Source organism: Ilumatobacter sp., from assembly GCF_030065885.1.
In the GTDB taxonomy this organism is placed as follows: Bacteria; Actinomycetota; Acidimicrobiia; order Acidimicrobiales; family Ilumatobacteraceae; genus Ilumatobacter.
On the sequence record NZ_JASJCS010000116.1, the window covers coordinates 1 to 13246 of the forward strand.

Sequence of the window (13246 nt, forward strand, 5' to 3'; positions counted from 1 at the left end):
GTCGCGGTCGACCCATACCTCGGTGCCCCGATTCACCATGACCTCGTCGACGGCCGGGTCACGGAGGAACTGATCGAGGAGGTCGAGGCCGTCGAGTCGAGCGACGGCGCGCTCGTGTGCCGTGGCGCGTACGTCGGGGGTCACGAGCGGGGCGAGCCGATCGAGCTCCGCGTCGACGACGGTCGCGACGTCGCCGGGGACCTCGGCCGCGCGCCGGCACACCGCGTCGACGAGCGCGTGAACGTCGATCATGCCGCCTGGCGCAACCGTCGCTGTGCGCCCCTGGGAATCCGCGTGACGAGCAAGCCGGAGTCGACCGCCCGCGCGATCGCCGGGTCGAGCAGCAGCGTCGCTGCGATGGGAGCGCCGATCGCCGCCTCGATGTCAGCGGCGCGCAGCGCCCGGCCGGGCTCTTCGATGACCACCACCCCTGACGGCCGGTGGCCGCGTCGGACGGCCGCGGTCAGCGCGAGGTAGCACGGTCGCGTGACGAGCCAGTCGTGGTCGGCGATCGACGCGATGTGTGCGGTCGGCGGCGGCGGGTTGGTGCCGGCGTCGACGACGACATGGCGGACCTCGCGGCGCAGGTGCTCGGCGAGCTCGGACCACCGGCCCGCGCCACCGCCGTGGCCGGCCGGCAGCAGCGACAGCTGATCGGAGAGCCGCGACTCGAGCGCGGTGAGGCGGTCGGTGCTCGCCTCGCTGCGCAGCCAGTCGTGGACGCCCGGCGAGTCGGGTTCGGGGATACCCAGGGTCATCGGCAGGTCGCCGGCGAGGTCGACCAGCAACGTGGGGCGGTCGGCGGCGAGCGCCAGGGACGCCGCGACGACGGTGGTGCCGCTGCCGCCCTTGGCGGCCCAGCAGACGGTGATCATGGTTCCTCCGCACGGATCGTCGTGTCAGGAGGGAAGCCGGATCGCAGATTGTACCGGTCGTCGCGCCGACCCACCACCTGAAGATCCGGCCGCCCAACGGGCACGCAGCGCGCGATTTCGCCCGTTTCGGCATCGTCCGTGGTCGGGTTCGTCAAGAAACGCCCAAATTCATTGAGGCCGACCACTCGACGTGCCGATGAGCGCGTGCACCTACCCGCGCGCGCGAAAGCAGTTGCTCATGACCTCACACCGTCACCCCGTCGATCACCGGCCCGACCCCGTTCGGCGACCGGTTCGCTGTACCCGCCGAGGTCGGGTGTGGAAGGCTCCGCCGGCCTCCCACACACAGCGGTTCGAAGGCCGCCGCAGTCGGGTCTGGCGGTCGGCGCCTCGGGGCCACGACGATCTCGGCTCGATCGCGCCCCGTTCCGCGTTCATGCTGATCGCCGCCGTCATCGCCGTGATCGCCATGGGTGCGGCGACGCTCGTCCAGCTCGACGACGGCCCGTCGGCGAACGCCGCGCCCCAGCCGGCGCTCGGCTCGCTGTCCTCGGTGGTCGACCAGGTCGGCGCCCGCGAGCTCTGGAACGTCGGTGTCACCGGCGAGGGCGTCAACGTCGCCGTCGTCGACACCGGCGTCGCGCCGGTCGGGGCGCTGGCCGAACGGATCGTCGCCGCTGCCGACTTCAGCCCCGAGCAGGCCGATGCAGCGACGCGGTACGTCGACACCAACGGCCACGGGACGCACCTCGCCGGCATCATCGCCGGCCGGTCGCCGGGCGCCGACCCGAGCGACCCCGCATCCGACGATCTCCTCGGTGTCGCCCCCGACGCGGGCATCGTCTCGGTCAAGGTCGCCGACCGGCACGGTGATGTCACCGTCGCCCAGGTCGTGAGCGGCATCGACTGGGTGATCGCGCACGCCGATCGCCTCGACATCGGCGTGCTCACGATCACGATCGACGCCGGCGAACAGGGCACCGAGGCCGCCGCCGCGCTCGACGACGCGGTGGCGCGCGCCTGGGCGGCCGGCATCGTCGTCGTCACCGCCGCCGGCAACGACGGCGCAACGGCGGGCGGCATCAACGCCCCGGCCAGGAACCCGGCCGTCATCGCCGTCGGTGGGTTGGAGGCGACCGCCGACGGTCTCGTCGCCGCCGACTGGTCGACCCGAGGCGACGCCGACCGGACGCCCGACATCGCCGCGCCCGGCGCACACATCGTCAGCCTGCGAGCCCCCGGCAGCGATGCGGACGTCCATCACCCCGAGGGGCTCGTCGACGAGGTCCGGTTCCTCGGGAGCGGCTCGTCGCAGTCGGCGGCCGTCGCCGCCGGCGCAGCTGCGCTGCTGCTCTCGAACGACCCGACCATGACACCCGACGAGGTCAAGGCTGCGCTCGTCGCATCGGCGGTCGACGTGGGTGCGAGCGCGGCGGCAGTCGGGGCAGGGGCGCTCCGCGTCGACGCGGCCGCCGACCTCGACGTGACCGGGGCCACGCAGGACCTCGTTCCGGCCGGCGCCCGCGTCGACGTGGGGCCGGCGGTCGGCGCGATGCTGGTATCGCCCGACTGGTCGAGCTCCACGTGGTCGAGCTCCACGTGGTCGAGCTCCACGTGGTCGAGCTCCACGTGGTCGAGCAGCACGTGGTCGAGCAGCACGTGGTCGAGCTCCACCTGGTCGAGCTCCACCTGGTCGAGCAGCACGTGGTCGAGCAGCACGTGGTCGAGCAGCACGTGGTCGAGCTCCACGTGGTCGAGCAGCACGTGGTCGAGCTCCACGTGGTCGAGCAGCACCTGGTCGTAGCCACTGCAGGCGGCGCTCGCCGCCCTCGCTAAGTTGGCGACTACAACCCGGATGAGGAGTCGCCGTTGACCCATGCCGATGCAGGCGCGGCCTTGCCGCACCTTGGCTCGACCGAGCCGCCTGACGCGGCGGTCGTCGGCGCGCGCCGACCGGAGCTGCAGGTGTTCCTGCTGGCGGGCTGCATGGCCGTCGCAACGCTCGTCAGCCTGCTGGTCGTGCCGAACCGTGGTGACGCGGTCGAGCCGACCGGCTGGTGGGCGTTCGTGGCCACCGCGGTCATGTTCGGGCTGTTCGAGTTCGCCGTCTTCAACGTCCAGTTCCGGCGCCAGAGCATCTCGTTCTCGCTGTCGGAGATCCCGATCGCCTTCGCCCTGGTCTTCCTGAGCCCGCCGCTGGCGCTGCTCGCCAGGGGCCCGTCGAGCGCGGCCGTCCTGATCGCCAGCCGTGGCAACCGCGGCCACAAGCTCACCTTCAACCTCTGTCTCGTGATGTTCGAGGTCACGCTCGCCGCGCTGGTCTTCCGGGGCCTGCTCGAACTGACCGACGGGGGCCGCGCCGTGCTGCTCGGCCTCGTCGTGCTCTCGCTGATGATGGTCGCGCCACTCACCTCGGTGCTGATCTCGGTCGCGATCTCTCGATTCGAGGGAGACGCTCGCGAACGGATCGTGAGCGAGCTCCGCGCGACGTGGTGGATGTACACGGTCAACGCGGTGCTGAGTGCGATGACGGTCTCGCTGGCATTGTTCGAGCCGGCGTTGGCGCTGCTCGCGCTGCTGCCGGCCATGGGGATGTGGTACGTGCTGCAGGCATACGGCGAGGTGAGCCAGGAGCTGCGCGATCTCGACGCGGTGCACGGCTTCGCCGGCCACATCGGCGGCACGCTCGACGTCGACGAGATCGCCGACGTGGCCGCGGCCGAGGTCCATGAGCTCCTGCGCGCCCAGGGGGTGGCGCTCGTCCGGTTCGCACCCGACGGCGTCGTCGTCCACACAGCCGGTGAGGTGAACATCGAGCTCCCCGACGACCTGACCTCGGAGGCATGGGCGCGCGTCCTGGCCAACGACGAGGTCCAACTGCTCGACCGGGACCGTCTCGGACGGATGGGCGTCGCGCTCGAACCCGCCGCGCCGGCCGCACTCGTCGCCCCGATCCGCGACGACGGCGCGGTCTTCGCCGTGCTCGTCGCCGCGCAGCAAGACGTCTTCCCGTTCCAGTTCGGCGACGGCGACGTCGCCCGGCTGCGCAACATGGCCCAGCAGCTCGCGGTCAGCCTGCGACGGGGCATGCTGCACGAACGGCTGGAGTTCGAGGCGCGTCACGACGCGCTGACGGGCCTACCTGCGCGGACGCTGTTCGAGTCGAACGTCGCCGAGGCGGTCGGGACGCGTGACGGTGGCCGCGTCTCGTGCGTGCTGATGCTCGACATCGACCGGTTCAAAGAGGTCAACGACACCCTCGGACACCACGCTGGCGACGACCTCCTCAAGCAGTTCGCCGCACGGATGACAGCGCTGCTCGAACCCGATGACGTGCTCGCCCGTCTCGCGGGCGACGAGTTCGCGATCCTGTGCCACCGCGGCAGCTACGACGAGGGGCTCGAGTTCGCCCACACGTGCGTTCGTCAGGGCGGCCGACCGGTCGTGCTCGACGGACTCGAGATCGTCGTCACCGTCAGCGTCGGCGTCGCACGGATCATCGAGAGCGACCGCGACGCCCTGCAACCGATGCGACGGGCCGACATCGCGATGTACAACGCGAAGTGGCAACGCACGGGCGTCGAGTACTACCGCGACGAGATCGACCGGCGGACCCCGGCACGCCTGTCGATGCTGGGTGACCTCCGGACGGCGATCGAGGCGAACGAGCTCGACGTCGTGTACCAGCCCAAGCTCGACCTGCGCACCGGCCATCTCGTCGGTGCCGAGGCGCTGGTGCGCTGGGAGCACTCGACCCGGGGCGTGGTGGCGCCCGCCGAGTTCGTGCGCGTCGCCGAGGACACCGGTCTCATCAAGGAGATGACCGACCTCGTGCTCGCCCGGGGCATCGAGATGCTGCGCCGCCTCCGCGACCAGCACCACACGATCTCGCTCGCCGTCAACCTCTCCACGCACGACCTCTTCGACTCGCGTCTGCCCGCCCGCGTCCAGGGCTATCTCGACGACCACGGCGTCGACCCGTCGGCCCTCACGCTCGAGATCACCGAGTCGTCGCTGTTCGTCGACGCACCGCGGACGCGTGCCACGATCGACGACCTGCACGACGTCGGGCTGCGCATGGCCGTCGACGACTTCGGCACCGGCTACTCGTCGCTCAGCTACCTGCGCCGGCTGCCGGTCCACGAGCTGAAGATCGACCAGAGCTTCGTCTCGGGGATGCTGACCGACCCGCAGGACGAGGTCATCGTGCGCTCGACGGTCGACCTCGGCCACAACCTCGACCTGCTCGTCGTCGCCGAGGGCGTCGAGGAGCGCGCGGTGCTCGACCGGCTCCGGGAGTTCGGCTGCGACGAGGCGCAGGGCTACTACATCTCGCCGCCGATCACCGACGACGAGCTGATCGGTTGGCTCGAGCGGTCGCTCGGGGCGTCCGAGCCGTCGCTGACGTGGATGGGCCCACTCAGCTGACCTGAGCGGCGCTGCGCGCTGCCGTCACGGCGCCGCTACTCGACGATGTTGACGAGCGCTTCGCCGGCGGTGTAGTGACGGAGGTTGTCGAGGAACAGGTCGATCGCGCGCCGGTGCGAACGGTCGGTCGTGCCCGACGAGTGCGGCGTGACGATCACGTTGGGCAACCGCCACAACGGGCTCTCGGCCAGCAGCGGCTCGGTCGCGAACACGTCGAGCCCGGCGCCGCCGAGGTGCCCGTTCCGCAGAACGTCGACGAGGGCCGACTCGTCGACGATCTCGCCGCGACCGACGTTGACGAACCAGCTGCCCGGCCGCATCGTCGCGAACGCGACTCGGTCGAACATGCCGCGGGTGTCGTCGGTGAGCGGAGCGGTCACCGCGATGGCATCGGCCCAGGCGAGCAACTCGTGCAGTCGATCGTGGGTCCACGTCTCGCAGATCTCGTCGCCGCGGATCGTGCGGCGGAGACCGACGACCTCGGTGCCGAACGCCGCAGCGAGGCGGGCCACCTCGGTGCCGATCGCGCCGAGACCGACGATGCCGAGCCGCACGTCGTGGAGGTCGCGCGAGGGCTCGGGTTCCCATCGACGTTCGGCTTGGGCGCGGGCGAGCCTCGGCAGCTCGCGTCCGAGAGCGAGGAGGTAGAGGATGACCGTCTGGGCGATCGACGGTGCCGACGCCCCCGACGAGTTCGTCACGGTGGCGCCCTGGTCGCGGAGCATCGAGAACACCGGATGATCGGTGCCGGCCGACATCGACTGCATCCAGTCGAGGTTCGGGGCCCGCGTGCACACACCCATGAAGGCGGCGGCGCGATCCGGCCAGGCATCGGGCGAGAAGAAGGCGATCGTGATCCGGTCGATGTCGCGCTGCATCACCTGCTCGGTGCCGACCAGGCGCACCACCTCGATCGTCGGGTCGATGGCCTCGATCTCGTCACCGCGGGCGTCCCAGAACGTGTCGGTGCAGAAGAGCACGGTCATCGCCAGAACCTATCCACGAGTTTCGTCGGGGATCGGAGCGGGCAGGGCGACGGCCGGTCGCCGCGGTCGTCCCGCTACGGTGGCGGTCGGAGGTGTCTGGGTACCTGGTGGGCTCCGCCGCCTTCAAAGCGGTTGGGACGGGCGATCCCCGTCCGGCGGGTTCGATTCCCGTCCACCTCCGATTGAAATCGAACCCTGGGCCGCACGCACCGCCATCTGGGGTGATGTGGTCCAGGGTTCGATGCTCAGCGGTTCAGAGTCGTGACTCGGACGAACGATCGAGCCGCGAAGTTCCTGCTCAGAGGACGTCTGCGGGGCGGACGTCTCGGTGCGATTCTCGTACCGCAATTCCCACGTAACTCTCAGGGGACTGCTCGGCGCAGGGTGGGGAGAACCAGCTGCTGGCGTGTGTGAGCGCCCGCCCGACCGCCGGCATCGTGACACTTCGCGCCGCGGAGGGTGCTCAGAGGATCGTCGATCATCGTGAGACCGGTGTCAGATTCACGCAGAACGAACAGATGGGGCCCACCCGAAACCCGCACCGGCGTGTGAGATCAGCCGACCCGTATCGGCGCTGAGCTCAGCACAGCACGCGTCTGCGCTCGTCGGCCCGATCGACACGCAGCGGTTCCGCGCAGGCGTGGGCCGCATGCGAGGAGGAATGCGGGTCAGCTCCACGGTCGTTCGAGAGCCGTACGCTCGCCAGATGAGCGACGACACCCTGACCGACGTCGACGACGTCGAGATCTCACCGGCGGCACGCACTTTCGTCGTCACCGCCACTGGCGCCTCGCTGGCGGCGTTCAACCTGGGCTTCGACCTGGGCGCGTTCGAGAACATCGACCACCGCAAGATCTGGGCGATGTGGGTGTTGTGCACCGTTGCGTTGGTGTCGAGCTACCTCGTCCGCGACCGGGACTATCGGCTCGGCGGTCGCTGGCGCCTCGCGCTCGCCGTCCCGAGCCTGTGGCTCGTGGCCGACCTCTTCTTCGTCACCTCGTCGAACGTCGCAGTGGTCGTGCTGTTGATCCTCTCGCTCGGCGCGCTGCCGTTCGCGATGTACATCATCATCCGACTGGTCGCCGGCGACTTCGTGTCACTGACCGCTCGCCTCCGTGTGGCGCTGGTCGTGACCGCGCTCGTCGTGTTCGCGGTCGGCTGGTACGTCGGCGATGGACACCCTCGCTTCCTGTCGTGCCGTGACTTCGCCCGCGCCGGCGAGTTCGTCCCCGCGAATTGCGAGCCCTGATCAGGCGGTCTCCTGACGTATCGGTGCGGCGCGATGCGGGATGGGCGTTGCTGGACGATGTAGATGGACGCTGGACCGACGAGATCACCCGACAGTACGTCCGAGGTGTTGGTGCTGCGGAGCGACGTGAGTCGCGTCGTCAGCAGCGCCGGATCCTGCTCGAGCTACGTCCGAGCAAGATCGTTGGGATCGCCTCGACCCCTTCCAGTCTGAGCGATACGGCGCAGACGCGGGACGCTTGACGTGCCTAGGCGGATCGCGGGTGATGGATCCCGTTGGAGAGCAGGTTCTTGAGCTGCTCGGCAAGAGCCTGAGCGTCGTCGCGTAGTCGCGTTGAGTCCGGCCGGGAGAGGAGAGAGCGCGACGCGCTCGGGAACACGCGATCGGGACGGTCGGAGAAGACCTCTGCGACATCGTGCGGCGTGGCGCCTTGGTGCCCGACGCCGGGCGCGAGATACAGCGCGTTCGGCGCTGTGAGATCGAGGCACGGGTCGATGCACCGCTCCAGCCCGGCCGGACCATCGCCCAGGCCCCACTCCTCGAGGAGTTCCCCGGACGGATCCGGACCCACGCCAACGGCCCACGACTCTGCCGCACTTGCTCGAACCGGGCGGAGAACTCGATCACCACACCAACAGTTCTCCCAGGCCGAGCGCACCTTGCCCGAACAAGCACAGCGCTCAGGGCTCATGCGCCACGGGCGTCGGTGCGGCGACTGCGGGCGTTCCGTCCGGATCGACGAGCGCATCGGTGTCGCTTTGGGTGTTTCGTCATGCAATGTGGTCGACGAAGCCAAGTTCGTTCGCGTCGGGATCAGCGATCGTGAACTTTCGAGTTCCGTACGCAGTGTCGAACAGCGGCTCGACGATCTCGACCCAATGCTTCAGCCGTTCCCACATCACGTCCGGGTCGTCGACGGTGAAGTTGAATCGTGCGCCCCACCCCTCGGCCTCTTGAATGGCGAACGCGGCGCCGGAAGCGGCTCGGAAGTGCGCGTAGTTCGGCTCGCCCGGAGGCCAAGTCGAGTCGACGACGAACCCAAGCACGTCCGTGTACCACTCAATGGCACGCCCGAGATCGCTCACGTTGGCGCGGGCGTGTTCGAGTCGGGTTTCCACGCCTCAAGCCTGGCACGCACAGGGCGGTGACACGACCCCGCCCTGTGGCCGGCCCGGCCGATCGGGGCCCGCCGAGCGGTATCGCCCGCAGTCGGCTCGTCGCGTAGCCCGCTACGGATCGCCGAGCGGAATGCCATGATGACCCTTGCGTCGAGGTGGGCCGAGTCGTCGCCCGCCGCAGCGGTACGTGGCGTCACCGACGGTGACAAGCCGGTCGTCGGGTTCGATCACCGGTGCATCTTCGGGAGGTTCGCCACTGCTCTCGGCGAGGTGACGCATCTCCAACGGGATCGCCCCCGGATCTCCAGCTGGTGTCGGGCAGCGAGTCGTCCTCCCGTCGTTGAGCCGGCGACGACTGCGCTGTCGGCACCGTTGGCCGGCGACGACGCGCCAACCGATGGCCCGTGCCGGTGCAGATCCCGGTCCAGTTGACGGGCGATCCGAGGGTGACACCGCGAAATCGGAAGATTTTCGAAGGGTTCGTCGTCGACGATCCCCCCATGGCCGCGATCAACGCTTCCGTTCGCCGGGCGAGCCCCGTGCGCCGGCTCGTTCACCTGCTCCTCTCGATGCTCAGCTTGGTGTTGCTCGACGCCGTCGTCGTGCCGACTGCGGTCCTGGCCGACGACGATCCGGCGAGCCCGACGACGACCACGACGACGACCACCCCGGTCCCGACGACCACCCCGGTCCCGACGACCACCCCGGTCCCGACGACCACCCCGGTCCCGACGACCACCCCGGTCCCGACGACCACGACGACCGAGCCACCGCCGGACAACCCCGACGGTGCGACCACCGCAACGACGATGGCCAGGGTTCCGACGTCGTCATCCACGACTACGACGACGACATCTCCCGACACGACATCTCCACCGAGCACCACATCTCCCGCGACGACGGTCACGACGACGACATCCACCACGACTCGTGCGACGACCTCCACGACGACATCGACGACTCGCACGACGACGGGACCGCCGGTGGAGCCCGGCGGGTTCGGACCGAGGCTGCTCGAACTCGACGCTGGCAGTGCCGTCGACGACACGGTTGACACCGACGGAGACCAGATCCCCGACGTCTGGGAGGCGTCGCTCGGGACCGATCCCGCCGATCCCGACACCGACGGTGACGGTCTCGCCGACGGTGAGGAGGTGTGCTGGTCGATCACCGGTGAGGGTGTGTGGCAGACGGTTCCGTGCGCGTTGGCGACCGCTGGGTCCGGCACCGACCCGCTCGATCCCGACACCGACGGCGGCGGCGTCGACGACTTCACCGAGGTGCAGGGCGGGTCCGACCCCCTCGCCGCTGCCGACGACGGCGCCGGCGACTTCGACAGCGACGGGCTGAGCGACGACGACGAGCGCTTCGTCCACGGCACGGACCCCGAGCTCGGCGACACCGACGGCGACGGGCTGATCGACGGGTTCGAGATCGCGCAAACCGCGACCGACCCGCTCGACGCCGACACCGACGACGACGGCCTCCTCGACGGCGCCGAGTACTTCGCCGTCGGCACCGACCCGCTCGACGCCGACACCGACGGCGGCGGCGTGAGTGACGGCGACGAGATCGCGCGCGGCAGCGACCCCCTCGTGCTCGCCGACGACGACGTCACCGACAGCGACGGCGACGGCCTCAACGACACGCTCGAAGTCCTCCGCGGCACCGACCCGAACGACGCCGACACCGACGACGACGGCCTCGGCGACGGCGACGAGCTCCTCGTCCTCGGGGATCCGCTCGATCCCGACAGCGACGACGACGGCCTGGGCGACGGCGACGAGATCGCCGCCGGCACCGAGGTCCGCAACCGGGACACCGACGGCGGTGGTGTGTCCGACGGGGTCGAGGTCGACCGCGGCACCGATCCGACCGACGCCGACGACGACGACTTCGTCGACTCCGACGGCGACGGGCTCTCCGACGACGACGAAGCGCGCGAGGGCACCGATCCCGAGGACCCCGACTCCGACGGCGACGGCCTCGACGACGAGCGCGAGGTGACCGGCACCACTGACCCGCTCGACCCCGACATGGACGGCGACGGTCTCCTCGACGGCGTCGAGCTGTGCGTCGCGTTCTACTTCGGTCTGCAGCCGCTCACCTGTGCGAGCGGGATCGGCACCGACCCGCTGGTCGCCGACACCGACGGCGGCGGCGTGAACGACTTCGTCGAGGTCGTCGGCGAGTCCGACCCCCGCGACCCGTCCGACGACGGCACCGGCGACATGGACGGCGACGGACTCTCCGACATCGACGAGGCGGTGGTCGGCACCGACCAGACGCTGTGGGACACCGACGGCGACGGACACGCCGACGGGTGGGAGGTCGGTGTGCTCGGCACCGATCCCCTCGATCCGGACACCGACGGCGACGGGATCAGCGACTGGTCGGAGGACTTCGAGACCGACACCGACCCACTGCTCGCCGACACCGACGGCGGCGGGGTGGACGACGGTGCCGAAGTCGATCGAGGTACCGACCCGGCCGACCGGTTCGACGACGACGACACCGACACCGACGGCGACGGGTTGACCGACGTGCGCGAGGAGGCGTTCGGTACCGATCCGCTCGATCCGGACACCGACGGCGACGGGCTGAGCGACGCCGACGAGTTGCAGGTCCATGTCTCCGATCCCCTCGTCGTCGACACCGATGGTGACGGCCTCGACGACCCGGCCGAGGTCGCTACCGGCACCGACCCTCGCCAACCCGACTCCGACGACGGCGGCGTCACCGACGCTGTCGAGGTCGTCCGGGGGACCGACCCCACCGACGGCTCCGACGACGAGTTCGCCGACGCCGACGGTGACGACCTGTCGGACCTCGACGAAGTCGAGTTCGGCACCGACCCGAACTCGCCCGACACCGATGGCGACGCGGTCAGCGACGGCGAGGAGGTGCTGCGCTCCGGGGGCCTCGATCCGTTGGATCCGGACACCGACGGCGACGGCTTGACCGACGGCACCGAGTTGAATCGGCCGAGCGCAGCCCGGTCGTGTGCGCCGTCGAACCCGCTCGTGGTCGACACCGACGGCGGCGGCGCCACCGACCTCGCCGAGTGCGACTTCGGGTTCAACCCGAACGACCCGATTGACGACCCGCCGGTCGACGCCGACGCTGATCTCCTCCCCGACGCCGACGAAGCCGAGCTCGGCACCGACCCCGACGACCCCGACACCGACGGTGACGGCTTGATCGACGGTCTCGAGGTCGCACCAGCAGGGTGCCCGACCCCGACCGACCCGACGCTCGCCGACAGCGACGGCGGAGGTGCCGACGACGGCCAGGAGTGCCTCGACGACACCGACCCGGACGACCCGAACGACGACACGACAGCGCTCGACACCGACGGCGACGGGCTCGGAGATGCCCGCGAGGTCGAGCTCGGCACCGACCCGCTCGACGCCGACTCCGACCGGGGCGGCATCGGCGACGGCGACGAGGTGATCAGCGGTACCGACCCGCTCGACGCCACCGACGACGTGGCCCCGGGCCCCGACAGCGACGGCGACGGTCTGCCCGACACCGACGAGCTCGAGCGGGGCACCAACCCGTTCGTCGCCGACACCGACGGCGATCTGCTCGAGGACGGCCAGGAGGTCGTCGAACTCGGCACCGACCCGCTGTGGAACAACAGCGACAACGACGGCCTCGACGACGGGACCGAGGTCCTCGTCACGGGTACCGACCCGTTGTTCCCCGATTTCGACACCTGTCTCGGCGCCGACACCGACGACGACGGTCTCGCCGACACCTGCGAGCTGGCGATCGGTACCGACCCGTTGCTGCGCGACACCGACGGGGGAGGGCTGCCCGACGACGAGATCCGCTTCGGCCTCGACCCGCTCGACCCCTCGGACGACGCCTTCGACCTCTCCGCCGACACCGACGGCGACGGCCTCGGCTTCGAGTACGAACTCAACCTCGGCACCGACCCCGACGTCGCCGACACCGATGGCGACGGGCTGCTCGACGGCGAGGAGCATCACCCGACCGACCCCGACACCGGCACCGACCCGCTGCGGCCCGACACGGACTTCGACGACCTCACCGACGGCGAGGAGATCGGTCTCGGGACGTCGCCGACGGTCTGGGACACCGATGCGGGCGGCGTCAACGACGGCGACGAGGTGCTGCTCGACGGCACCGACCCGCTCGACCCGGTCGACGACGGGTTCAGCGCCGAGGGCGACAACGACAGCGACGGCGTCACCAACGGCGACGAGATCGCCCGGGGGACGAACCCCGACGACCCCGACACCGACGGCGACGGCCTGTTCGACGGCGATGAAGCAGAGGAGGGCACCGACCCGCTGGTGCGCGACACCGACGGCGGTGGGGCCGCCGACGGCGACGAGGTCTTCGCTGCGAGCACCGACCCGCTCGACCCGGCCGACGACATCGGCCAGAGCTTCATCGACTCCGACAACGACTTCCTCACCGACGACGACGAGGAGGCTGCCGGCACCGACCCCGACGACCGCGACACCGACAACGATGGCCTCACCGACGGCTTCGAGGTCCACGAATCGGGCACCGACCCACTTGCTCGGGACACCGACGGCGACGGGCTCGACGACGGCG

General features: G+C 70.3%; 7 protein-coding genes, 1 tRNA gene and 2 pseudogenes. 5 read left to right on the forward strand and 5 right to left on the reverse strand.

The genetic code is table 11. From position 1 onward, the window contains the following. Both QNJ12_RS19470 and QNJ12_RS19475 read right to left on the reverse strand, forming a co-directional pair. Window positions 1–252 (reverse strand): annotated as a pseudogene (locus QNJ12_RS19470) (hypothetical protein); the annotation flags it as partial. Continuing rightward, window positions 249–875 (reverse strand): hypothetical protein, encoded by a 627-nt coding sequence (locus QNJ12_RS19475; RefSeq protein WP_300625204.1) that lies wholly within the window; start codon window positions 873–875, stop codon window positions 249–251. The gene QNJ12_RS19475 and the pseudogene QNJ12_RS19470, both read right to left, overlap by 4 nt. A gap of 436 nt (window positions 876–1311) precedes the next feature. On the opposite strand from QNJ12_RS19475, the gene QNJ12_RS19480 reads away from it, so the two are divergent. Beyond that, window positions 1312–2679, forward strand: coding sequence for a S8 family serine peptidase (locus tag QNJ12_RS19480; RefSeq protein WP_300625205.1), 1368 nt, complete (start codon window positions 1312–1314; stop codon window positions 2677–2679). Between the two features lie 65 nt (window positions 2680–2744). Then, window positions 2745–5303 carry a sensor domain-containing phosphodiesterase gene (locus tag QNJ12_RS19485; RefSeq protein WP_300625207.1) on the forward strand — a complete coding sequence of 853 codons (2559 nt, stop codon included), beginning with the start codon at window positions 2745–2747 and terminating at the stop codon, window positions 5301–5303. Window positions 5304–5338: 35 nt separating this feature from the next. Here the strand turns inward: QNJ12_RS19485 and QNJ12_RS19490 are convergent, their stop codons facing one another. Beyond that, complete coding sequence (locus QNJ12_RS19490; protein WP_300625209.1) at window positions 5339–6289, reverse strand: D-2-hydroxyacid dehydrogenase; 951 nt, start codon at window positions 6287–6289, stop codon at window positions 5339–5341. 88 nt (window positions 6290–6377) lie between these two features. Between QNJ12_RS19490 and QNJ12_RS19495 the strand changes: the two genes are divergently transcribed. Together QNJ12_RS19495 and QNJ12_RS19500 are read left to right on the forward strand one after the other, a co-directional pair. Continuing rightward, window positions 6378–6471: transfer RNA gene (locus QNJ12_RS19495), tRNA-Sec, on the forward strand. A gap of 524 nt (window positions 6472–6995) precedes the next feature. After that, on the forward strand, window positions 6996–7538 hold the full coding sequence (locus tag QNJ12_RS19500; protein ID WP_300625211.1) for a hypothetical protein: 543 nt from the start codon (window positions 6996–6998) through the stop codon (window positions 7536–7538). Window positions 7539–8308: 770 nt separating this feature from the next. Here the strand turns inward: QNJ12_RS19500 and QNJ12_RS19505 are convergent. Together QNJ12_RS19505 and QNJ12_RS19510 are read right to left on the reverse strand one after the other, a co-directional pair. Beyond that, window positions 8309–8656: a VOC family protein gene (locus QNJ12_RS19505; RefSeq protein ID WP_300625213.1), complete on the reverse strand. Its 348-nt coding sequence runs from the start codon at window positions 8654–8656 to the stop codon at window positions 8309–8311. Window positions 8657–9209: 553 nt separating this feature from the next. After that, window positions 9210–9623, reverse strand: coding sequence for a hypothetical protein (locus QNJ12_RS19510; protein WP_300625215.1), 414 nt, complete (start codon window positions 9621–9623; stop codon window positions 9210–9212). A 16-nt stretch (window positions 9624–9639) separates the two neighbouring features. Between QNJ12_RS19510 and QNJ12_RS19515 the strand changes: the two are divergent. Continuing rightward, window positions 9640–13246: pseudogene (locus QNJ12_RS19515) on the forward strand (hypothetical protein); the annotation flags it as partial.